The 25,301-nt window shown below is 30.7% G+C and carries 19 protein-coding genes and 1 riboswitch; of the genes, 2 read left to right on the top strand and 17 right to left on the bottom strand.

Annotation, left to right across the window (positions count from 1 at the left end):
* Nucleotides 1–91: 91 nt before the first annotated feature.
* A complete protein-coding gene (locus tag KDK92_RS15505) occupies nt 92–550 on the bottom strand; it encodes a GNAT family N-acetyltransferase (protein ID WP_250860249.1) in 459 nt (152 codons plus the stop codon).
* Nucleotides 551–1,010: 460 nt separating this feature from the next.
* Nucleotides 1,011–1,116, top strand: a riboswitch (glycine riboswitch).
* A 121-nt stretch (nt 1,117–1,237) separates the two neighbouring features.
* Between KDK92_RS15505 and KDK92_RS15500 the strand changes: the two genes are divergently transcribed.
* Together KDK92_RS15500 and KDK92_RS15495 are read left to right on the top strand one after the other, a co-directional pair.
* Complete coding sequence (locus tag KDK92_RS15500) at nt 1,238–1,915, top strand: trimeric intracellular cation channel family protein (protein WP_250860248.1); 678 nt, start codon at nt 1,238–1,240, stop codon at nt 1,913–1,915.
* A 125-nt stretch (nt 1,916–2,040) separates the two neighbouring features.
* On the top strand, nt 2,041–3,294 hold the full coding sequence (locus tag KDK92_RS15495) for a hypothetical protein (RefSeq protein ID WP_250860247.1): 1,254 nt from the start codon (nt 2,041–2,043) through the stop codon (nt 3,292–3,294).
* 272 nt (nt 3,295–3,566) lie between these two features.
* On the opposite strand, the gene KDK92_RS15490 is transcribed toward KDK92_RS15495, so the two are convergent.
* The 16 genes from KDK92_RS15490 to KDK92_RS15420 all read right to left on the bottom strand — a co-directional run bounded on the left by KDK92_RS15490 (nt 3,567) and on the right by KDK92_RS15420 (nt 25,283).
* Entirely contained in the window at nt 3,567–5,792 is a 2,226-nt protein-coding gene (locus KDK92_RS15490) for a hypothetical protein (RefSeq protein WP_250860246.1), read from the bottom strand.
* Nucleotides 5,793–6,233: 441 nt separating this feature from the next.
* Nucleotides 6,234–6,431: a hypothetical protein gene (locus tag KDK92_RS15485; protein ID WP_250860245.1), complete on the bottom strand. Its 198-nt coding sequence runs from the start codon at nt 6,429–6,431 to the stop codon at nt 6,234–6,236.
* Nucleotides 6,432–6,552: 121 nt separating this feature from the next.
* The gene (locus tag KDK92_RS24600; protein WP_276576004.1) at nt 6,553–6,675 is read right to left on the bottom strand and encodes a hypothetical protein; all 123 of its coding nucleotides are present in this window, start codon (nt 6,673–6,675) and stop codon (nt 6,553–6,555) included.
* Between the two features lie 59 nt (nt 6,676–6,734).
* The gene (locus KDK92_RS15480; protein ID WP_250860244.1) at nt 6,735–9,002 is read right to left on the bottom strand and encodes a HelD family protein; all 2,268 of its coding nucleotides are present in this window, start codon (nt 9,000–9,002) and stop codon (nt 6,735–6,737) included.
* A 367-nt stretch (nt 9,003–9,369) separates the two neighbouring features.
* Nucleotides 9,370–10,344, bottom strand: a complete 975-nt coding sequence (locus tag KDK92_RS15475) for a tyrosine-type recombinase/integrase (protein ID WP_250860243.1) — start codon at nt 10,342–10,344, stop codon at nt 9,370–9,372.
* Between the two features lie 69 nt (nt 10,345–10,413).
* Nucleotides 10,414–11,607: a pyridoxal phosphate-dependent aminotransferase gene (locus KDK92_RS15470; protein ID WP_250860242.1), complete on the bottom strand. Its 1,194-nt coding sequence runs from the start codon at nt 11,605–11,607 to the stop codon at nt 10,414–10,416.
* A gap of 218 nt (nt 11,608–11,825) precedes the next feature.
* Nucleotides 11,826–13,373 (bottom strand): ribonuclease Y, encoded by a 1,548-nt coding sequence (rny, locus tag KDK92_RS15465; protein ID WP_250860241.1) that lies wholly within the window; start codon nt 13,371–13,373, stop codon nt 11,826–11,828.
* A gap of 251 nt (nt 13,374–13,624) precedes the next feature.
* Nucleotides 13,625–14,668 (bottom strand): recombinase RecA, encoded by a 1,044-nt coding sequence (gene recA, locus KDK92_RS15460; RefSeq protein WP_250860240.1) that lies wholly within the window; start codon nt 14,666–14,668, stop codon nt 13,625–13,627.
* Nucleotides 14,669–14,849: 181 nt separating this feature from the next.
* Complete coding sequence (gene pgsA, locus KDK92_RS15455; RefSeq protein ID WP_250860239.1) at nt 14,850–15,392, bottom strand: CDP-diacylglycerol--glycerol-3-phosphate 3-phosphatidyltransferase; 543 nt, start codon at nt 15,390–15,392, stop codon at nt 14,850–14,852.
* Nucleotides 15,376–16,710, bottom strand: coding sequence for a 30S ribosomal protein S12 methylthiotransferase RimO (gene rimO, locus KDK92_RS15450; RefSeq protein WP_250860238.1), 1,335 nt, complete (start codon nt 16,708–16,710; stop codon nt 15,376–15,378). The genes pgsA and rimO overlap by 17 nt, the downstream gene beginning before the upstream one ends.
* Nucleotides 16,711–16,789: 79 nt before the next feature.
* Nucleotides 16,790–19,195 carry an FtsK/SpoIIIE family DNA translocase gene (locus KDK92_RS15445; protein WP_250860237.1) on the bottom strand — a complete coding sequence of 802 codons (2,406 nt, stop codon included), beginning with the start codon at nt 19,193–19,195 and terminating at the stop codon, nt 16,790–16,792.
* Between the two features lie 139 nt (nt 19,196–19,334).
* Nucleotides 19,335–20,045 carry a ClpP family protease gene (locus tag KDK92_RS15440; protein ID WP_250860236.1) on the bottom strand — a complete coding sequence of 237 codons (711 nt, stop codon included), beginning with the start codon at nt 20,043–20,045 and terminating at the stop codon, nt 19,335–19,337.
* A 92-nt stretch (nt 20,046–20,137) separates the two neighbouring features.
* Nucleotides 20,138–21,325, bottom strand: coding sequence for an aspartate kinase (dapG, locus tag KDK92_RS15435; protein WP_250860235.1), 1,188 nt, complete (start codon nt 21,323–21,325; stop codon nt 20,138–20,140).
* A 180-nt stretch (nt 21,326–21,505) separates the two neighbouring features.
* A complete protein-coding gene (locus KDK92_RS15430; protein WP_250860234.1) occupies nt 21,506–21,772 on the bottom strand; it encodes a YlmC/YmxH family sporulation protein in 267 nt (88 codons plus the stop codon).
* A gap of 88 nt (nt 21,773–21,860) precedes the next feature.
* Nucleotides 21,861–23,120 (bottom strand): M16 family metallopeptidase, encoded by a 1,260-nt coding sequence (locus tag KDK92_RS15425; protein WP_250860233.1) that lies wholly within the window; start codon nt 23,118–23,120, stop codon nt 21,861–21,863.
* A 51-nt stretch (nt 23,121–23,171) separates the two neighbouring features.
* On the bottom strand, nt 23,172–25,283 hold the full coding sequence (locus KDK92_RS15420) for a polyribonucleotide nucleotidyltransferase (protein ID WP_250860232.1): 2,112 nt from the start codon (nt 25,281–25,283) through the stop codon (nt 23,172–23,174).
* Nucleotides 25,284–25,301 lie beyond the last annotated feature (18 nt).

Raw genomic sequence — 25,301 nt, 5'->3', positions numbered from 1 at the left:
TAGAACGATTCTCATTGTAATAATTTACAAAATAGTTAAATTAGAAATAAAAAAAGCTACTCTTTAATAAAGCAGCTTTAATATTTAATTCTTATTCTTTTTTCAATCCCAACTTTGTTACTCTTGGATAGAATCCAAATTTCTCATAGAAACCAAAGGCATCCTCATTACCCCCTGCTACCCCTATCATAATATCTTCAACCTCATAACTATTTATCCATTCAAGTGAATCTGTCATTAGTCTCTCACCAATATTTAACCCTCTATACTCTGGGTCAATATATAACGACTCTATGTTTCCATATGATCCCAATACAGAAGCAAGGCAATAACCTATATTCTCTTCCTTATCCTTATCACTCACAACAATAACATTGATTTTTCTATCTTCATTTTCACTTAACTTACCTATTCTCCACTCAAATGTAAAACTCTTAAATCTTTCTTTGAAATGCTTTGACTTCTCAATATGATGTTCATTTAATTTCTCCCATAGTGTTTTTATTTCATTTAATAATTCTTTAGCGCCTTGTTTATACTCTATTCTCATACTTACCCCTCCATAAAAACAAGTCTAGAGTAACTCTAGATTTGTAAATATTCTAATTCATTTAACATTAAAATTAGTTAAAAGTTTCAATTTGTTCTGAATAACTTAATGCTCCCATATTGTAATAAATATACTCTCATGTTTCAGCTTCTATGGTAGATATACTACAATTATATTCCAATTAAAATAAGTTAGTCAATAAAGCATTAACACTCTGATACACTTATACAATATTATTACTGATTAATACTATTTCTAAACTTTTAAATTTCCTTATATAATTAAGGTATTTTTAGAAAATTTATGTTGACAACTTTACATCCAATGCATAAAATAAAAACATAAATGTTAATATTTGTGAATGAAGATTATTGGAGATATCTTTATAGATAACCGTAGAAGAAAAAAACAAACTAAGCTTTGAGTTTGTTTTGAAGCTTTCAGGTCTTATACAATAATCTGACACACCCCTGGAGAGACCCCTTATTGGGGCATCAAAGGAGCAACTTTTAATAAGATTAGTTTATTAAAGGGAATCTTTCAGATAAAAGGACAGGGAATAAAAAGCCTAGCTTTGCTATACTTTTTATTCCCTGTCCTTTTATATTTTACTAACAAATAAACATTCAATTTAAATTTAGATTTAATGGTATTTACATATAAAATACTCATAAAGGAGAATGTACTATGCTTTGGTTAAATATGTTTGACATTATTGGAACTATGGTATTTGCTATATCTGGCGCTTTAGCTGGAATACGTAAGAAATTAGATTTGTTCGGAATTATTACTTTATCTATTGTAACTGCATGCGGCGGAGGATTATTTAGAGATATTGTTATTGGAAATCTTACTCCAACTATCTTTAGAGATCCTAAGTATTTTGTTATAAGTATTATTACATCCATATTTACTTTCTTTCTATATCCTGTATTGATTAAATTTCAAATTAACTCTCCAATTAAAAATAAATTAACTGTATTTTTAATTTTTGACGCTATAGGGCTGGGAGCATTTACGGCATTAGGAGCTAAAATAGCCATTACTCATAATATGACCAATTTATTTAGTGTAACATGCATGGGAATGCTAACTGGTGTAGGGGGTGGGGTATTAAGAGATATGTTTGTTAGAGATATTCCTTTAATTCTAAAACAAGAAATCTATGCTTCAGCATCTGCTGTAGGATCTATGGCTATGTATTTCTCATATGACCATATTCCACAAATAGCTTCTCTTTACATTAGCTTTTTTGTAACATTGATTTTACGCCTTTTATCCTTAAAGTTTAACCTAAATCTTCCCACTATAAATATTGATACTATTCACAAGAAAAATACTCCTAAAGAATATACAAACATTTAATCGAGTATTTTTGAATTGGTTTTCACATTCCTTATAGCTAATTGACCCACAAATAGAACCCATGTTATTATTTATCTATATTGTAATTAAAATCAAATTAAAATAAGTTTAATACGAGGTGCTTTATGGATATAAAAAATAAAAATAAGTTTCTAAAGCCTTTAATGTTGTTAACAATAATCTTACTAATTTCCACTGTTAGTCTTTATAAAAGCAATGACGCTCAAAAAAAACAATTATCTGATAAAAACAGGAAGACTTTATCTAGTTTTATTGAGTCTATTAGTGACCTAAAAGATGATCTTAATGTATTATTAATTTCCAATGATGAATTTTTTGATAAATCAACAATAGAAATAAGCTCCACTATAAAACAATTACAATATTTATCTCATGAACTTGCTATGAAACCTAAATCAATGTACAATTTTTCACCAAGCATTTCCTTAGATCCATTAAATTCTTTTTTAGAAGACGCTAAAATTATTTTAAGAAAAGATGTATTGTTGCCTGAAGATTTAGACGTAATAAAAAAAACTATTGATTATCTTGATGCTGTTTCAATAATCTATAATGATACCATTGATAGTTTTGATTGTGGCTTTTGGAAAATTGATTTTTATGATACTCATTTTCATAGCAAATTCTTTAATTCAATATTTAGATATAACTGTGAAAATAACTTGGAATCATTTTCACAAGAAAGCAATAGCAATAATGATCTTTCAAAAACTTTCCCAAATCATAATATTGTATCCAAAATAATTTTATCCTTAAACAAAAAATACCTAAGTGATGGAATTAAAAACACATCTAATATTTTCCCTAAAATAAATGGTAACAGTGTAGTTTTTAGTGATGAAAATGAAAATTGTACTGTATTTTATAATGAATATTGCAAGGATTATATATGGTTTAATTTACAATTTTCTTACAACAAAGTCACTGAAGAAAAAAAGAGCGAAAAAGAGCTGGCTGATAAATGTAAAATGTATATAAATAATTTAAACTTGAATAACTACGAGGAAACATCAACTATTTTTAAAAAGGATATTATTTACTGTAGGTACCAAAAGAAAATTGGTAATGTAATTGATGAAACTAAAGAAATTTGCATCTCATTAAATGAATTTGGACAGCTTATGTATTTAAGAATTTCTAATATAAATAATATTTATGATGATACTCCCTTAGTTCCTAAAATAAAAAAAGAAGAACTACTTTTACGTATAAATGATACTTATAGAGATAGAATTTCTAATATTTCTGTTGTTAACACTGAAAAGGGGATTGTTCACGAAGTTACCATAGATGGTATTGAAAAGAAAATTAGAATTAGTGATGATGATGGAAAGTTCTTAGATTCAAAGTGGAAATAATACACTAGTCTTAATTATCACAATACCCCCTTAGGATTATTCTTAAATCCAATGTCAGCCTTATTAGATAGTTGGACATTAGAAATAAACCCCTGTGATAAAAGAAAATTTTGGTGCCGTAAGAGCCTAGGGCTCCCTTGGATAAGCACTATCTACTTATGTTATTGGACATGTAATTAATTTAAATGCTTAATCAAAAATCACGTTTCAAAAATGAAACGTGATTTTCCTTTAATCCCACATCCAGTGTGAGCAAGTGGAGGTAGAGTTCACTATCTAATACCTATGTCATCAATTAAAATCGAGCCTTTTTCTATCTTATCAAAGGTAAAACCTATTTTTTTCAATTTGGTTATATCAAGGCTTTTATTTTCATGTAAAAAATCTTTCAGCTCAAATTCAAAATATTGAAATATAGGTTCTTTACTATTGCTCTTACTAAAAGGCTTTTTTAATATCTTTCCTTCAACCATAGGAACAAGTGGAGAAAAATGGCTCAATGGAATGGAAGCCTTATTTCCAAGTGAATCTTCTATACTTATGGTTAAGTCTATCAACGCATCTTTGTATTCTTTTAATCTCTCATTTTCATTGTTTTCCGCCATAGAAAATATAATAGAACTACTCTCTGATATATTAGTTTCTAAGTCTGGCAGCGTTATTATATAGCTCGGAACTTTAGATGCTGATTTTTCTTTGTTATCCCATTTTAGAAAAACTGAGTTGAATTCATTATCCCCAAATTTGAAGTCAACTTTTGTTTCTTTCCATATCTCCAAATTTTCACCAGATATTGTCCCACTTTTTAATGTTGTACTGGAAATATCTATATCTTCATCAAAGGAACTTACTATTAACGTCTTAGAGTCTTGATAATTATTTAAATAAAGATTGTCTGGTAGCCATTTCATAGCATATCCTAAATCCTTAAACATTTTTCTATTTTCAATCTTTCCTTTTAAGGTTGCATCTAAGAATGAAGAAATTGTAACTTTGGCAATTTGTTCTTGATCTTCTTTTGAGATTAACTGATTGGTATTAAAAAGCTTCATTCCTCCTATCACCCCTAAATCATTTCTTCCCCAAGTAGAATTAAATTGTCCGTGATTTGCACCATATATATACACATACGATTTAAAAAAATCACCCTTCCCACTGAATTGAATTCTATCATATTGCATCATACCTTGAAAAGAAAAAACATCCATATCATGAGAGCCATGGATAGACAAAAAGTTAATATCTTCTAAGAGTAGCTGTCTTTCTAATGGCTTGTACTGACTGTCAGTTCCTGCTATTGAAACAATGGCACGGATATTAAAGTTGTAATCTAACTTTACATTTCCATTGTCAGGATGAACTTTCATCTTATTAAATGCAGAAGCAATAGCTACAGCTTCCCCTCCCCTAGAGTGACCAATTAGTGCTATATTATTCATATCAACTTTATTTGAAAATGGATTATCATAACTTGAATTCCATTCTTTAAAAAGCTTTACATGTTCAAGTAACAGCATACCACGAGCTTGATTTTCTCTTTTCAAAGAATGAAAAAGCAGTAAATCCTCAAAAAATGAGCTGTTTAAAAAATTCTCATCGACTGATACAAAAATATAACCTCTACTCGCTAAAAGCTCTCCTAAGTATCCGTACCCTTCATCAGAGTAGTCATTCATTGTGTGATTACCATGAACCATTATTATAAGAGGATGCTTTTCATTGCTATCCGGGTACCAAACTCTTCCGTTAAGAGGCATTTTATCTGGTCCAAATCCCAGTGTGCTTGTTCTTAATTTTGACCAATTCTCTAAAAAAGCTGAACCATCAATAGTTCTAGTTTTTAAAGAATCTGAAAGTTGGAAATCTTTACGATAATTATTTTCACTTCCGTAGGTGATAATTTTCACACTATAACTTCCCTTTTCAATTGGATTTTCAATAGAAGAATCATAGTTTTTGGAATTCTTCAATTCACTTAAATTAATTCGTTTTTCAAGAGAGTCACTATCTTTTATAACCCAAAAAGAAATTATCAAAAGAAAAATAGTTAATATCCCATTAATTGAGTATACACAGATTTTTTTTGATAGTTTTATACTTTTGAATTCTCCTTTTAGTTGCTTCCACAAGAAACCGCCTAAAATTGGAATTACAATGACAAAATATAGACTTACCAGTAATGACACATATGTACCCGAAAAAAAGTATAAGGAAATTAATAAAAATGAACAGATTGTCATCCAAATAAATCTTGTGGGTGCTTTTTTAATTATATGAACAACTATACTTATAACTCCCGAAAAAAGTACTGTAGCTAGAATCAAAATCATCGTACCTACCAGAAAAGCACCCATTCCACTTGGTTTAAAAATGTTATATCCCATAAATATTGAAATAATTAGTGCTGTAATAGATAAAGAAGTTAAGGCCCCCTTCCACCCATTTGATAAGTGCTTAATTTTATTTCTTTGTTTCTTTACAAAATTTCCAATATTCATTTTTAATCCCCTTTTTTATATCATATTTGTTACATAGATTCCTATTCTCTAATATTTTTATTCAAAAATTCTATAGATAAAAACAAGTCTAGAGTAACTCCAGACTTGTTTATACTTTAAATATCCTTAAACACATAATAAGTTTAGAATCTCATTAAAATTATCAAGTTAAATTGTTGTTTCAGCAACTTTATTCACTTTCTACCATTTGTTAATGGTAAAACCTCTCTTCCATATGTTCCTAGGCTTGAATAAAGTATTGACCTATTCACCTCTGTTGCTTTAGGGTCAGCGATTACTTCCAATTCCTACTTCATTAAAGTTAGTACTAATTTAACACTCCTTTTCTTTAATTCGTAGTCATATAAGAAAATTAATCAATTACAAAACATGCAATTAATATAAATAATTTTACCATATTACTTGTATAATTACAATTTATTACCACCCATCAATCCCACACCTTGTTTCTCTCATAAATAGTAATTGAATTATAATTTTCAATATTATACCAACGCCTAGTATGCTCATTGGAATTAGCAAACCATCTATATCAAAGAAATACCCATACATCTTTAAGCCTACCAGTCTGCTTAAAGTAATAACCCCACCCTCAGTAGCTGCGTACCTTCCAAGCATATCAATTGGTATACAACTTTGGTATAATCCACTATAAAATACTCCCCAGAAAGCATTAAAAAGATAAAAATACTTACTCCGAAGAATATTGTTATATATTGTGATTTATATTGTACAAATTTTAAAATTGAACTATTATTGGTGTACTTTCTGTTACCAAACTTCCCATTGTTCCTAAAGAAAAAGTCGCTTGCCCCAAAAGGAACAATGTGAAATTCTTATTTTTAAATAGGTTAAAATTCATTCTCTTCCCCATTCCTAATTTATTATTAAAATTAGTTGATTCTTAAATACGCCTTATCCTTATATAAATAATTCATCATCAATTGCATCTATGAACTTAGTAGGATTTTCTTTGTAATATATACTTAACCTGTGTAATGCCCTTGTACAAATTGTATAGAATAACAGTCTTTCCTCTTCGTTAGAATAAACATGTTTATCACCGTCAAATATTATTACCCCATCAAATTCCAGCCCTTTAGAAAGGTAGGACGGTGCAATATTTATTCCACTCTTAAACTTTTCATCTTCCTTTTTAATTAGATTTATATCAATACCCTCTATTCCTTTAAAGTCTCTATATACTTTAGAAGCTGTAGAAGCTGTTCTACATATTATTGCTATTGACTCTAATCCACTTTTAACCATGGATTCTATATCCACTTTAATTTTCTTGATCCTATCTTCATAATCACTTACTTCTATTAACCTTGGCTTTTCACCCACTCTTGAAACATTAATAATCTTTTCATTATTAATTATTCTCTTTGTAAATTCTGATATTTCTTTTGTGGAACGGTAACTTTTGTGTAACTCTATTATATTAGAACTCTTATTATTAAAAATATTAGCTATAATATTATAATCTAAGGTATTCACATATGGATTAATAGATTGGTTAATATCTCCTAATATAGTGAATCCAGCTTTAGGAAATAGCTGTTTAAATAACTTATATTGAAAAGGAGAATAATCCTGTGCCTCATCAATGATAACATACTTTATATGAGTCATATTTCTTATATTACCTAGAGAATGTTTTATATATAACAAAGGGGTAATATCCTCAAATATAACTCTATTATTATTAAGATTTTTAAATGTGCTCCTTAGTATGTCTATAATATTACCTGGTAGTTCAATTCCGCTTGCCATCTTATTAAATAATACTTTATCACCTACAAGTTTTTTATAAACTTGCACTTCGTTAATTGACAATAAGCTTTTAATATAGTTTCTGAAAGTAACCATCTCTCTATTAAATACATCTTTAATCAAGTCATTACCTTCATAACAGTATTGATTATCTTCATCTAATTCTTTTTCAATCTGTTCAAGTCTCAACTTCTTGATATTCTTCTGATCTATCCTACATTCAATATCCTTAATCATCTCTTTATATCTATGCTTTATTGGCCATTTCCCATATGTGTTGTAATAAAGATCATTAAGCTCTTCCCCCGTAATAATCAACCATTCTTTAAACCATATATCTTTAAAATTCATAGTATTCTCTTCAAGATATTTAATATATCTTCTTATGATTCTCTGGTATTCCAAGTTTCCTTTAAACATAATACTCTCTCTTCTTAACTTGTAAGATTGACTTCCCTTTCCTGAAAGAATTTGTTCCATCTGTTCATACCCATCTTCTATACTTAAGTTTCTTCTTAGTGAATCCATAGCATATTCCATAAAGGTTGTTTGAGATATTTTATTCTCGCCAAGTTCAGGTAGTACTTCAGATATATAATCATTAAAGATCTCATTAGGAGAGAAAATTACTATATTATCAGACTTAAGTCCTCTCTCTCGATATTTATACAATACATAGGCAGCTCTATGAAGAGCAATTGACGTTTTTCCACTTCCAGCAGGGCCTTGTACAATAAGAACATCCTCATTCTTATTTCTTATCACCCTATTTTGTTCCTTTTGAATTGATTTAATGATTGTTCTCATATTCTCATCGCAATTATTACTTAAACTTTTCTGAAGTATGTCATCATCTATCTTAAGATCTGTATTAAACATATATTTTATCTTTCCATCACTTATGCTATACTGTCTCTTAAGGGTTATCTCTCCTTCTATCTGCCCTTCTGGACATTCATAATCTGCCTCTCCCATTTCATGTTCATAGAACATTCCACACACTGGAGAACGCCAATCATAGATTAATATATCTAACTTATCTATCAAAGTACCCCCACCAATATATATGGATTCCTTCTCATCAATTCCACACTCTTGGAAATCAATTCTTCCAAAATAAAGGTTATCCTGCAGAAGTTTCAATTTCCTTATTGCGTTACTTGTTATCTCAACTTTTTGCTGCTCTTTTTTCACAGCTTGAAGGTTCTGAGTTATATCTACAATAGCTTTTAAATCAAATGAATTTTCCGGAACAGTTATGTCATTATCCCAAAAATCACGTCCTATTTGCATACCTTGATTAAATACTTTCTTTCTACTATTCTCTGAATCATTTAATTGGTTTTTGATTACACCGTTTATTCTTTCAAGTCTATTTTCTTCAATTTCCCATTCCTTATTAGATAACTCCATATTAATCCCTCCATATTCAGATAATAAGTTCTATTTAACATATATCTACCTCTATTAAAAGAGACAATTACTATGATATAACATACAGCCATAAATTGTAAGTCTATAATTTATATTGTTTTTGTGGTATAATATAATAGAGGGGAAGTTTAAATTTTGACTTCCCCTCTATTTATATTCCATTTTTTGTTTTTCAGGAAATTGAAAAGTTTCTTAAAGAAATTATCATACGTAAACTTGCTTGTATCAATGGATTACATGTTTGTGTAAAATTGCACCAGTTCAATTTCTAAAGAATAAAAAATAAAAAACACTTAATCTAGTTACTCCACTTGTGCTTAATCAGAAGTAGCTCTATATTGAATATCTAATCAAAAAGATCAATTAGATCTCCTGCATTATCTTTTAGCTTGTCTATCGAGTGAACATATCTATTTGTAGTTGCTATATTCTTATGAGCTGCAAAATCTCTAACTTTTTCTATTGATGCCCCTGATGTTATTGCCAGTGTTATTGCTGTATGCCTTGTAGAGTGCACCTTTATTTTTTTATTAATTCCCGCTCTTTCACAACATTTCTTGATCATATAATTAAGAGTACTAGGATCTAGCTTTTTTTTATTCTTTCCGTTTCTTGAATGTCCTATAAATAAATAGTCATTCTCATTATTCTCAAAACTTCTATTTGTATTATTTATATATGTAGTAATCAAGTTTAATACATTAGCTTGAATTTTAACAATATCCTTTTTATTACCTTTTCTAATCACTTCTATTACATCATATCCATGGATTTTCTTTATATCCTTAAACTTAATATTAATTATTTCTGATTTTCTCAAAGCTGTTGTAATTGCCAATGATAATATAGCTTTGTTTCTCATTCCTAATATAGTTCTATCATCAATTGATTCAATTAACCTTTTGCTTTCCTCTAATGTTAAAAATTCCGTCTCTTTATTATTAACCTTTGGCTTCTCATCCTTTAAGCTGCCAAAAGGATTATATTTAATTATTGAAACACCCGTTCTATTATCTTGGTATTTTAAAAGCCATTTGTAAAGAGAACTCAATGCAGATATTTTTCTATTTATTGTTGCTGAAGATTTTCCTTGGTTGTGTAAGTCCAACATATATGCTTCTACATGAAAAATATTAACATTAATTATATCATCAAGAGTGATTTCTGTTATTACTTCCACATTGAAAAAGTCTTTTATATCCCTTTCATAACTTATTGATGTATATTCACTATTTCTTCTTTTAATTTCAAGAAAATGCTCAATAAAATGTTTATTAAATTTAATAATGCTTCCACCCGTTTTTATCAATGATTCAGTCACAGCAATATCTCCTTTTAGGTATAAATAAAATAAACAACTTCAATTGAAGTTGTTTACTGTATATTTATATTATTGCATTTTTTTAATGAAGTTTTCAAGTCTTTTTAATCCTTCTTTTATAAGTTCCATAGAAGTTGCATATGATAATCTGATATATCCTTCCATACCAAACGCTATTCCAGGAATAACAGCTACTTTTTCCTCTTCTAGTATCGCTTCTGCGAATTCCATTGAAGTATTTATCACTTTTCCATTTATTGATTTACCAAATGTCTCACTAATATTAACCATAACATAGAATGCACCTTTTGGTTTAATACAAGAAACACTATCAATCTGGTTTACTGTTTCAACCATAAAGTCTCTTCTCTTTTCAAAAGCCTTGACCATATTAGCTACATCATTCTGATCTCCAGTTAATGCTTCTAATGCAGCATATTGTGCAACAGAATTTGGATTAGATGTTACATGACTCTGAAGACTAGTCATTAACTTAGTTATTTCTTCACTAGCCGCTGCATAACCAATTCTCCATCCAGTCATTGCATATGCTTTTGATACTCCATTTATAACTATTGTTCTGTTATATGCATCTTCACTAAGACTTGCAATACTAACATGTTTTTCTTCTCCATATAGAAGTTTTTCATATATTTCATCTGAAATAATTACTAAATCATGTTCTTTAGCTATCTCAGCAATTTTTTCTAAATCTTCTTTACCATAAACTGTACCAGTAGGATTATTTGGACTATTCACAAGAATAGCTTTTGTTTTATCATTAATAGCTGCTTTTAATTCATCAATATTATACTTAAATTCATTTTCTTCTTTTGTTTCAACTATTACAGGTACTCCATCTGCTAATTGAATCAACTCTGGATAACTTACCCAATACGCTCCTGGAATTATAACTTCCTCTCCAGGATTTAAAATAGCTTGAAATGCATTTGCTAGGCACTGCTTTGCTCCAGTTGAAACAATTATCTGTGATTTTTTATAAGTAAGATTATTATCTTTTTGAAATTTTTCAGTAATAGCTGCCTTTAACTCAACAATACCTGAAGCTGCAGTGTATCTTGTTAATCCTGCTTTAATTGCCTTAATACCAGCCTCTTGAATATTCTCAGGCGTATCAAAATCTGGTTCTCCAGCTCCAAAACTTACTATGTCCACACCTTTAGCTTTTAACTCTTTTGCTTTTGCAGTTATCGCCAAAGTTAATGATGGAGATATTTTTTTAGCTTTACTTGAAAGTTCCATATGTATATTCCCCTTTTACATGTTTTTTCTTTTTATGATATTACTATAACACTTCCTTCATCCATTGTAAATAAAATCTTGTAAAGTTACTTTTAAAATGATGGATAAATTTCATTTTTAATAATATTATAATTTCAGACACTTAAAATGAGGAATTTATATTTCGCTCTTCCATTCAAATATTTTTAATCAAAAAAAATCCTCTTATTATAAGAGGATTATTTCGCATATTCAACTGCTCTTGTTTCTCTAATTACGTTAACTTTTATCTGTCCTGGATATTCAATCTCATCTTCAATTCTCTTAATAATGGTTCTAGCCATTTCAACAGATCCTAAATCATCAACTTCATCTGGTTTAACCATTATTCTTACTTCTCTTCCCGCTTGTATAGCAAATGATTTATCTACACCTTCAAATGAATTTGCTATTTCCTCAAGTTTCTCTAAACGCTTAATATAAGCTTCTAAAGTCTCTCTTCTTGCACCTGGTCTTGCTGCAGAAATTGCATCAGCCGCTTGAACCAGTACAGCTTCTATAGAAGTTTGCTCTAAATCACCATGGTGAGCTCCAATTGCATTTACTACAGCCGGAGATTCCTTAAATTTCTTAGCAATCTCTGCTCCTAATAATGCATGTGGTCCTTCCATTTCATGATCTACTGCTTTACCGATATCATGAAGTAATCCAGCTCTCTTTGCAATAGTTGGGTCAATACCTAATTCAGATGCCATAATTGAAGCTAAATATGCTACTTCAATTGAATGCTTTAACACATTCTGACCATAACTAGTTCTGAATTTTAATCTTCCTAACAATTTAACTAATTCTAAATGTAATCCATGAACGCCTGTTTCAAAAGTTGCTTGTTCGCCTTCTTCTTTAATAACTAATTCAATTTCTTTTTGTGCTTTTTCTACCATTTCTTCTATTCTAGCCGGATGAATTCTTCCATCAGCTATCAATTTCTCAAGGGCTATTTTAGCAACTTCCCTTCTTATCGGATCAAACCCAGAAATAATAACAGCTTCCGGAGTATCATCAATAATCAAGTCAATTCCTGTTAATGTTTCTAATGTTCTAATGTTTCTTCCTTCTCTTCCTATGATTCTTCCCTTCATTTCATCATTAGGAAGCGATACCACGTTTACAGTTGATTCTGCTACATGGTCAGCTGCAGATCTCTGTATAGCACAGGTAATAATTTCTCTAGCTTTTTTATCAGCTTCTTCTTTAGCTTTGCTTTCAATTTCTTTAATCATCATTGCAGCATCATGTTTAACTTCTTTTTCAATATTACTTAGAATAATATCTTTTGCTTCTTCACTAGTTAAACCCGATATTCTTTCAAGCTCTCCTCTTTGTTTATCAACAAGAATTCCAACCTCTTTTTCAAGATTGATAAGATTTTCACTCTTTTTAGCCAGAGCTTCTTCTTTCTTCTCAAGAGAATCACTTTTTTTGTCTAATACTTCTTCTCTTTGGATAACTCTTCTTTCAAGTCTTTGATTTTCATTTCTTCTTTCCCTAGACTCTTTTTCTAAGTCATTTCTAAGCTTGTGAACCTCTTCTTTTGCTTCAATTATTGATTCCTTTTTTTGAGATTCTGCCTCTTTTTTTGCATTCTCTATGATTTCTTTAGCTTTCTCTTCAGACTTCGCTATATTAGCAATTGATTTATTCTTCTGATAATATATGAAGCTTCTAAAACCAATGAAAATAGCGATAAGTAGAAGTAGAACTATTATTGCTATTGCATATGGCATAATGAACACCTCCCTAGATATTAATGTCAATTTATTATTAAGTTAAAAGGTGTTTTAAAAATTGGCAACTTTTTTATTATGCATTTGTATTTATTTTATATTACTTTTTCTTTTATGTCAAGTGATGTCAATATTTCTAAAATTGAAAGTTTGACATTATTCTTTTTCAGAGTTTAATACTCTAAATTTTCAAATAATATCTTCTCATAAAATAAACAATTGCAGCAGGAAATTACTCCTACTGCAATTGTTTATTTTTCTTTTTTATCTTTTTTTTCTTCTTTCTTTTCTACATTTACTTCTGCTGCTTTTAGATTGTATTTTTCTCTAATCTTATTTTCAATTTCCATAGCAATTTCTATATTTTCAGCTAAGAATTTTTTTGCATTCTCTCTTCCTTGGCCTAATCTTACATCGCCATATGCAAACCAAGCCCCGCTCTTTTGTACTATTTCTTCTTTTACACCTACATCAACTAGATTTCCTTCTTTGGAAATTCCTAAACCATACATAATATCAAATTCTGCTGTTTTGAAAGGAGGTGCAACTTTATTTTTAATAACCTTAACTCTTGTTCTATTACCTTTAAACTCGTCACCTTGTTTTATTGTTTCACTTCTTCTTACATCTAATCTAACAGATGAATAGAATTTTAATGCTCTTCCACCTGGAGTTGTTTCTGGATTTCCGAACATAACTCCAACCTTTTCTCTAAGTTGGTTAATAAATATCGCTACTGTATTAGTTTTACTAATACTTCCTGCCAGCTTTCTAAGTGCTTGTGACATAAGTCTAGCCTGAAGTCCAACATGAGAAGCTCCCATTTCTCCTTCTATCTCTGCTTTAGGCACTAAAGCTGCAACTGAGTCAACAACTATAACATCAATCGCTCCACTTCTTACAAGAGCCTCTGTAATTTCAAGTGCTTGTTCTCCAGTATCTGGCTGAGATACTATAAGATTATCTACATCAACGCCTAAATTCCCTGCATAAAGAGGATCCAATGCATGTTCTGCATCAACAAATGCTACTGCTCCACCTGATTTTTGAGCTTCTGCTATTATATGTAGCGCTACAGTTGTTTTACCTGAACTTTCTGGCCCATAAATTTCAATTATTCTTCCTTTTGGAACTCCACCTACACCAAGTGCTATATCTAAACTTAAACTTCCAGTTGAGATTGCGCCTACATTAACCGCCTTTTTCTCCCCTAGTTTCATTATTGAACCTTTACCAAATTGCTTCTCTATCTGTCCCATCGCTGATTCGATTGCTTTTAATTTCTCATTATTCATAATTATCCCCTATGGGTTCACCTCCGTTACATCGAACACTCGTTCTACAAACAATTATACATTATTAATTTTTATTAGTCAACAGGTTTATTACAAAAGTTCCCACAGCCAATAAATTCTATAGCCCCTAAAATTTAGGAGCTATCTTTTAATATTGACTGTTCTTTTTTTTTTATACCTCTTACTTTGTAGCTATAACATTACTATTTTTTGCAAAGTAATCCCAACCTGAAATTATTGTTATGATTACAGCTGCATACATAGAAACAGATGTTATATTCGTAAGCACTGCACTTTCTATTACAATATTAACTAATGCTAATATTATTGCTAACATTTGTATTACTGTTTTTATTTTACCCCACCAGCTAGCTGCAATTACTATACCTTTGTTAGCCGCAAGAGTTCTTAAACCTGATACTGCAAACTCTCTTGAGATTATTACTACAACTATCCACGCTGGTACAATTCTCATATAAGTTAATGCTATTAGTGCAGCTGTAACTAATAGCTTATCTGCAAGTGGATCCATAAACTTTCCAAAATCAGTTATCATATTTCTTGATCTTGCTATGTATCCATCTAATTTATCTGTTAATGAAGCTAATATAAATATCCCTGTAGCAATTTCTACACCATATGGTATACTTTCAATTGAAATAAAAACCAAAAAAAACGGTACCATTATTATTCTTAACATTGTAAGTTTATTTGCAAGATTCATTACTAATCACCCCAATTAGATCATATTCCATTGCACCAGTGATTTCAACGTTTATAAAACTTCCAAGTGTCAATTCTTCTTCACAGCTTATGATAACGTCTCCATCAACTTCAGGTGCCATTCCAAAGTTTCTACCTACATACACTTCTCCATCGAAGTTATCAACTAATACCTTGAATGTTCTTCCAATCAATGATTGGTTCTTTTCATATGAAATACCTTGTTGTAGAAGCATTAACTTTTCTTCTCTTTTAATTTTAATATCTTCATCAATCTGATCTTCCATATTATACGCTTCTGTTCCTTCTTCTTTTGAATATTTAAATACACCCATTTTATCGAATTTTACCTCTTTGATGAACTCATATAATTCTGTAAAATCTTCATTTGTTTCTCCTGGGAACCCAACAATAAACGTAGTTCTTAAATTAATGTTTGGAATTTCTTCTCTCAATTTTCTTACATTACTTTCAATTTGTGCTCTTCTACCTCTTCTTCTCATTTTCTTAAGAATGTTATCACTGATATGTTGCATTGGTATATCTAAGTACTTACATACCTTATCATTTTCTTTAATCTCTTTTATAAGTTCATCAGTTATCTCTTCTGCATAGCAATATAGTATTCTTATCCACTCAAGTCCTTCTACTAAACTAATATCCCTTACTAACTCATGTAATACTTTCTTACCGTATATGTCTTTTCCATAGCAAGTAGTATCTTGTGCTACAAGAATGACCTCTTTAACACCTTGTTTAGCTAAACTTTTTGCTTCTTCAATAATACTTTCTTTAGTTCGACTTCTATACTTCCCTCTAATACCTGGAATAGCACAATATGCACATTTATTGTCACACCCTTCTGCAATTCTTAAATATGCTGAATGTGCACCTGTGGTAATGACTCTCTCACCTTCATTTACTCCTTTAGAGTCAGTGCTACATAGAACTATCTTTTCATCAGTTATAAAGGCTTTTTCAATAACCTCTAGAATCTTATCATAGTCGTTAACACCAAGAATTGCATCTAGTTCCGGCATCAATTCTAATAGTTCATCTCCATATCTCTGCGTTAAGCAACCTGTTGCAATTAACACTTTGCACTTATCTTCTTTGTAGCTAGCCATTTCAAGAATAGTATTTATAGATTCTTGTTTTGATGCCTCAATAAACCCACATGTATTAATTATAAGAACATGAGCTTCCTCTATATTATTTGTAAGGATAAGCTCTTTGTTCATTCTGCCTAACATTATCTCTGAATCAATCCTATTTTTATCGCATCCTAAATTTATTAAACCAACTTTTATATCTTTCATTTCTTCCTCCGTTAATTTCGTACTTAAATCAAACAAACTACATTATAACATAAAACTCATAAATTTTCATGGAAGTATATTAATCTACATCTTCAGAACACATTAGAATTTGTCTAGGCTTACTTCCATTTGGTCCCGATATAACTCCTCTTTCTTCCATCTCATCTACGATTCTTGCTGCTCTATTATAGCCCACTTTAAATTTTCTCTGTAACATTGAAGTGGATGCCTTTTGTTGCTTGATAACAAACTCAATGGCTTCATTTAGCAATGGATCAACATCTGATTTTTTATCCCCTTCATATTTAGTATTATTGTCTATTGCGTCAATTATATCTTCCTTATATTCATTTTGGCATTGATCTACTTTAATAAAGTTCACTACTTCCTCTACTTCTTTCTCAGATATGAATGCCCCTTGAATTCTTGTTGGCTTGGATGCACCAATTGGAAGGAATAACATATCCCCCTTACCTAATAACTTTTCTGCTCCAGATGAATCGATAATTGTTCTAGAGTCCACCTGACTAGATACTGCAAAAGCTATCCTTGAAGGTATATTTGCCTTAATCATACCAGTAATTACATCTACTGATGGTCTCTGTGTTGCAATAACAAGATGCATTCCTGATGCTCTTGCCTTTTGTGCTAATCTAGCAATATATCCTTCTACATCCTTTGGTGCTACCATCATTAAATCAGCTAACTCATCAATTACTATTACAATAAAAGGCATTTTTTCCTCAATTATTCCTTTGGAATGAAGTTCATTATATCCTTCAATATTTTTAACCCCATTATCTGCAAATGCTTTATACCTTCTCTCCATCTCACCTACTGCCCAACTTAATGCTCCTGCAGCTTTTCTTGAATCTGTAACAACTGGAATTAATAAATGAGGTATACCATTATAGACATTTAACTCTACAACCTTAGGATCAATCATTAATAACTTAACTTCTTCAGGAGTATATTTATAAAGCAAACTAATTATTAAGGAGTTTATACAAACTGATTTACCTGATCCCGTTGCTCCAGCTACAAGTACATGAGGCATCTTAGCCACATCAGTAGTAATACATTTTCCTGCTATATCCTTTCCTAATCCAATTGTAAGGTTACCTTTATCTTCTTGGAAAATAGAACTATCTATTATTTCTCTAAACAACACAGGTAGCAATTTCCTATTTGGAACCTCGATTCCAACAGCTGCTTTACCTGGAATTGGAGCTTCAATTCTTATAGATGGTGCAGCTAAGTTAAGAGCTATATCATCTGATAGATTAACAATCTTAGATACTTTAACACCAACCTCTGGTTGTATTTCAAAGCGAGTTACAGATGGACCTTTTGTTACCTGTACAACCTTTGCTTTAACTCCAAAGCTTTTCAATGTACTAGCTAGTTTATTTGCATCTTGTAATAATTCCCTTTTATCACTTTTGCTCTGTAACCCTTCTTTATTCTCATTTAAAAGTTCTATACTAGGGAAAACATACTCTTTTTTCTCTGTATCTTGGATTATTGAATTTGTAATTATTTCTTCTTTAACATCTTCTTCAATACTCTCAATGACCTCTGATTTAATTTGCTTTTCTTTTTGATATGATTTCTTTTTTACTTCCTTATGTTCCATTGAGTCTTCAATTATCGGTATATTCTCATCCGTGGCAACATCATTTTCTCTCGCTGTCACTGCCTCTTTTTGATTTTCAGTAACAGCTGTCTCATCTAATGTATTTGATTTAACAAAATCAATTATTTTAATTCTATTGTCATTATTATCAACATACTCTTTTTCATATTTATTTTTTTCAACTTTTGGAGCAATCTTATCTTCCTGTGATTCGCGGACTCTTTTGGTTTTATCTGGTTTACGTGAAGATATATAAGATTTAATATTAGCAAACAGGTGTTGCATCTCCATCTCGGTAATACATATACCACCTATTAAAAATCCTGCAAATACTATAAGCACCCCACCTGTTTTACCAAATATCGTACAAAGTGGAACTGTTAATAAAAAAGATATTATACCACCGTGCAATATAGTTCCACTATCATATATTTTTTCTATAGCAGTTTTCATATCTGCTGGACTATAGAATATATCATATTTGAAAATATTTAAAAGAATCATAATATTAATTACTATCAAGATTATACCAAAGAACTTACTTGAATATTTAACTTTATTCTTAGATATTATGTACATATACCCTACTGCCATCACTAAAAATGGTACAATAAATGATCCTATACCAAAGAGGCTCTTTAATGTTTGAAAAGCAATTTTTCCAAAACTACCCATGGATAGACCATTTACATAGTTTGAAAATATACTTAATAACATTAATATTCCTACAGTTATAAGCAAAATCCCAATAGCATCATTATTTTTTTTAGTTTTCTCTTTTTCCCTTGTTTTTCTTACTGGTTGTCTTGTTTCTTTTCTTTTGTTTTTTGTTGTTTTCCTCTTAGCCATTCTTTCACCTCCTTTTTATGTATTCTACATCTACTATAGTAATTCCTACCCAAACAGAAAAAAAGCACGCTATTCGTGCTTTCAAAAACAAATTCAGAATTGTAAATGCCGCCGTCTCTGCATATGCAGAAACCACATTTTATTTTTCACTCTCTTCTATCAATTCATTCAACTTATCAATAGCTTTTCTTATTCCTCCAACCTCATCAATCAAACCATACTCAACTGCTTTTTCTCCAATTAATATTGTTCCCATATCATTTAAAAGTTCATCAGTCTGTAACATAAGACGATTAAACTCGTCTTCACTAACATTTGATGTTCTAACAATAAAGTTGGTTATCCGCTCTTGCATTTTTCTGAAATATTCAAATGTCTGTGGAACACCTAATACCAATCCATTCATTCTTATTGGATGAACTATCATAGTGGCTGTTGGGGAAATAAAACTATATTTAGCACTGGTGGCTAATGGCACACCTATAGAGTGACCTCCTCCTATAACCAAAGAAACAGTTGGTTTACTAATACTATTTATCATTTCTGATATAGCCAATCCAGCTTCTACATCTCCTCCAACTGTATTTAATATAATTAGAATTCCTTTTACTGAACTATCTCTTTCTATAGATACTAGTTGTGGAATAACATGCTCATATTTAGTTGTTTTAGTTTGTGGGGATTGAACCATATGCCCTTCAATAGTGCCGATTATCGGAAGTACATGTATACTATTATCCTCAGCCTTAGGTACATTAGTCACACCTAATTCTTTTATATTTGATGCTTCTTCGGAAAGATTAGCATTACTCTCTCCCTTAGTTTCCTTTATATGTATTTCCTTATCCATAAAAATACACCTCCTAACAAACATATTGTATCCATTAAGAGGTGTACCTATTCACCTAAGGCGTATGAAAATAAATAACAAGTCAAATATGCCTATAAATCGAATTGTTTATGCAAAGCTATAATTGATTTATCTCTATCTTTTTCATTTACTAAACACCAAATTGTGTTGTGAGAATCCGCTGTTTGTAGAACTTCAATTTTTTCTCTGGTTAAAGCTGTTAAAATTGTTGCCATAACACCAGGAGTTCCTCTCATACCTGCTCCTATCAATGATATCTTACAACATTCTTCTGTAATATCAAATTTAAGATTCATTTTATTGAATATATTTTTAAGATCATTTAATTTGTGACTATCAATTGTAAATATCTTTTGTTTTGGAAAAACATTTATTAAATCTAAACTAATACCATTATCAGCTAAAACTGTGAACATAGAGTAATAATTTTCGTTTCCATCATAAGCTACAGTAACTTGTACTCTTTTACTCCTACTAGCTATCCCAGTAATTATTCTCTTCCTTTCAAGGTGTACATCATTATTAATTAAAGTTCCCTCGCTATTAGATAAGGTATTTTTAATAAGGAGTGGTAAGTTATGATTTTGAGCAATTTCCACTGCTCTTGGATGAATAACCTTTGCACCCTCATAAGCAAATTGGAAACTTTCTTCATAACTTATATTTCTAATCAGTGATGCATTAGGGACTATATTGGGATCTGAGGTAAGTATTCCATCAACATCCGTATATATCTCAACTCTCTCAGCCTTTAAATACGCACCAATTAGGGAAGCTGTTACATCACTTCCCCCTCTTCCTATTGTTGTGATATCCCAGTTCTTTGTTCTTCCTTGAAATCCTGCTATAACTGGTACTTTACCTTCATTTAATAAACTTTTTAAATTTTCTGTATCAACAGTAATAAAATCAGCTTCCATAAAATTCTCATCAGTTATTATACCTGCTTGCCCACCTGTCAAAGGAATTGCATTTATACCCTTTAGTAACATCTCAGAACTTGTTACTACAGAACTAATAACTTCTCCACAACTCATAAGCATATCTACAACTCTTGGTTGTTCTGTTTTTAATCTTGGATTTATTTGTGATAAAAGTGTATCTGTTGCATATGGATCACCATTCCTCCCCATAGCAGAAACCACAACAACTGGTAACTCACCTCTATCAATGGTTTTTTGAACTTTATCTATTATTAAACTTCTTCTTTCAGGGGTAGCAACAGAAGTACCTCCAAATTTTTGAACTACAATTTTCATGTTATCCTCCAAAGTCCTTTATTATACAATATTTCTAAAAAATATTTTTGTGTACAAAGTCTATTCTAATTAATATAGATAAAACTACTTCAATGATATAAAGAAGTAGTTTTATCTATATTATAACCTCATTATTTATATAATGTATTACATTTAGTGATATTTATATTGCAAAAAGTGCTATTTCTCTAATTCACCTTCAAAATCAATAATGATTGTTTTACTACCAATCTTTTTCACCCTATCCCATGGAATTTCAACAGTAGGAATTTTATTTGCAAATAATGATATCTTCCCTTCAGAGCCACCTAACATGATTTTCTTAAGATTACCATCTTCGTCGATTATAACATCGTTATGGCCAAGATAGCTATATTTGTCACCATCATTGATATTTATAATTTCATATTTTTCCATATCACTAAAGTATTTACGCTTTTTATCCATAAAAAACCAACCTCCTGATCATAAGTATTTTATTAATAATTATGTTAGAAGGTCTTTTATTATACATAGATATTTATTTGAATATGTCTTATTTAAGAATTCTTAAGTTTTCAACAGATACATTGTCTTGACCACTTCCTACAAAAGTGTAATTAAGTATACCCTTTTTAAAAATTCTTTCCATAATTACTTCTATTCTATTATTGTCTATAGCTTCAATTTTCCCTAAAATCTCATCAGGAGTTTTTACTCTACCGCTCATAAGCACAGTACGTCCATTACTGAACATTCTATTGCTTGTATTCTCAAGTGCTAATAGATAGCCTCCTTTTAATTGTTCCTTAGCTTTATATAATTCGTCCTCACTAAACTTAAACTTACTAAATTTATCAATTTCTTCACTGGTAATATCAATAAATTGCTGAACTGTATTTGGACTAAGTGCACCGTAAATATTTAGTGCTCCCGTGTTAACATAGGCAGAATTGAACGCATATACAGAATAACATAGTCCCTGTTCTTCTCTTACCTTCTGGAATAAAATTGATGATGCACCTCCACCAAACCTATTTGTTAATATTGCAAGTGGATACATATCATCACTTCCCAATTCAATTCCTTCTAATCCCATATTAATATGAAGTTGTTCAATCTCTTTTGGTTTAAAAAGATTGTTGTTCACTTTAACTGGAACATCGTAAGTTCTAACTAAGTGATTTTTATTTTCCCATTCTGAAAAATTTTCTTCAATAAGTTTGCCCATATCATCTGAGAAATTACCACATATTGAAATAACACAATTTTCTGGAATGTAATTTTCTCTTATATATTTTTTAATTTTCTCACTATTTAATTTTCCAATTGATTCTTTTGTTCCTAATATTGTATTCGATAGACCTCCATCTCCCCACATTGCTTCACATTGGAGATCAGTCAAAAGATCTTCTGGTGAATCATCATTCATGTTTATTTCTTCACCGATAACCATTTTTTCTTTTTCAATATCTTCCTCATTAAATAATGAATTAAAAATCATATCAGCTAAAGTTTCCACACATAATTTTTCATGAGTATTTAATGCTCTCACATATATACAGGTAGTTTCCTTACCTGTAAAAGCATTAATGTGTCCACCAACATCTTCAATTGATTTAACTATATCCATTGCACTTTTGTTTTTTGTTCCTTTAAAAAGCATATGCTCAATGAAATGTGAAATACCAGTTTGTTCTTTTCTTTCATTTCTAGCACCGATTTTCATCCATATCCCAACACTTATTGAATTAACGTATTCTATCTTTTCTGTAACAACTCTTAATCCGTTCTTTAAAGAATAAATATTATACATAAGTATTCTCCTTCTTTAATTTAAAAGAAAAAGGCATTTCTGCCCTTCTCATTATTTTTCTTCTTTATTATCTTTTTCACTATTTTCTATAGCATCTTTTCTTGAAAGATTAACTCTACCTTGAGCATCAATTTCAGTTACTTTAACAAGAATTTCATCACCAACAGTAACTACATCCTCAACTTTAGCAACTCTCTTGTGGTCAAGTTTAGAAATGTGAACAAGACCTTCTTTACCAGGTAATACTTCAACAAAAGCCCCGAAGTTAGTAATCTTAGTTACTTTACCTAGATAGATTTCACCTACTTCAACTTCTCTTAAAAGTTCTTTTATCATAGCTAGCGCTTTTTCAGCATTTTCAGCATCATTTGACATTACAACAACTTTTCCATCATCATTTGTATCAATTGATACTCCTGTTTCAGCTATAATACCTTTTATAGTCTTTCCACCTGGTCCGATAATAGTTCTAATCTTATCAGGATGAACTTGAATACTATGCATTCTTGGTGCATATTTAGATAGTTCTTCTCTATGAGTAGGTATACACTCTTTAATAACATCTAATATTTGTAATCTAGCTTTCTTTGCTCCATGTATAGCTTCTTTAATTATATACTCTGATAGACCTGCTATTTTTGTATCTACTTGGATAGATGTAATACCTTTCTCAGTTCCTGCAACTTTAAAGTCCATATCTCCAAAGAAATCTTCTAATCCTTGAATATCTGTCATAACAGCTTCTTTAGATAAATCTTCACTAGTTATTAATCCCATAGCTATACCTGCTGCTGGTCTCTTAATTGGAACCCCTGCATCTAGTAAAGCTAATGTACTAGCACATACACTTGCTTGTGAAGTAGACCCGTTTGAACTAAGAACTTCAGAAACCATTCTAATTGCATAAGGGAATTCTTCTTCACTTGGTATTAATGGTTCAAGAGCTCTTTCTGCAAGTGCTCCATGTCCAATCTCTCTTCTACCTGGTCCTCTCATTGGTCTAGTTTCACCAACGCTATATGATGGGAAATTATAATGATGCATATATCTTTTATGACTTTCAGCACCAAGACCATCTAATGTTTGTGCATCTCCTAGAGCTCCTAATGTAGCTACAGTCATTACCTGAGTTAATCCTCTAGTAAATAATCCACTACCATGAGTTCTAGGTAATAATGATACTTCGCTTTCTAAATTTCTTACTTCATCAAAAGCTCTTCCATCTGGTCTTCTACGTTCATTTAGCATCATATTCCTAACTATATCTTTCTGCATCTTATATAGTGTATCTGCAATATCCGAACGATTATCAGCGTATTTTTCACCGAATTCTTCATCAATTTTTTCTCTAAGAGATTTCATCTTAAGAGCACGTTCTTCTTTATCAATGATATACATAACTTCTTTTGTCATTTCAAAAGCAAACTCACGAACCTCTGCCTCAATAGTCTTATCTACTGAGTGTAATTTTGGTTCTGGTTTTTCTTTACCACATTTCTCTACTATTTCCTCTTGGAATTTAATTAATAGCTGACATTGATCAAATCCGAACTTGATAGCATTTATCATAGTTTCTTCATCTATTTCTTCTCCGCCTGCTTCAATCATCATAACTCTCTCTTTTGTAGCACAAACAGTCAGTTGCATGATACTCTGTTCTCTCTGCTCTGCATTAGGAAAAACAATATATTCTCCATCAATCAAACCAATAGAAACTGTTGCTACTGGAGAAGTAAATGGTATGCTTGATGCACACAAAGCTAATGAAGCAGCATTCATTGCAATAAACTCTGGTAAATTATCTTGTTCAACTGACATTACAGTACAAACTATTTGAACATCATTTCTGTATCCTTTTGGGAATAATGGTCTTAATGGTCTATCAATTGCTCTCGCACTCAAAATAGATTTTTCAGACGGTCTTCCTTCCCTTTTAATGAATCCACCAGGTATTTTACCTACTGAATAAAGTCTTTCTTCATACTCAACACTTAATGGAAAGAAGTCAATGCCTTCTCTTGGCTCTTTAGATGCGTTAACATTTACCATTATAACTGTATCTCCATAGCTGACAAACATTGCACAGTCAGATAACATGCCAGTTTTTCCGCATTCTACTTTCAACGTTCTTCCAGCGAACGAAGTTTCTAGTACATGACTCATATCTTACCTCCAAATTCC

Origin of the sequence: Oceanirhabdus seepicola (assembly GCF_023684385.1) — a bacterium.
GTDB classification, from domain to species: Bacteria; Bacillota; Clostridia; order Clostridiales; family Clostridiaceae; genus Oceanirhabdus; species Oceanirhabdus seepicola.
Note: the sequence above shows the minus strand (reverse complement) of the source record. Positions and strands in the feature narration are given on the sequence as shown.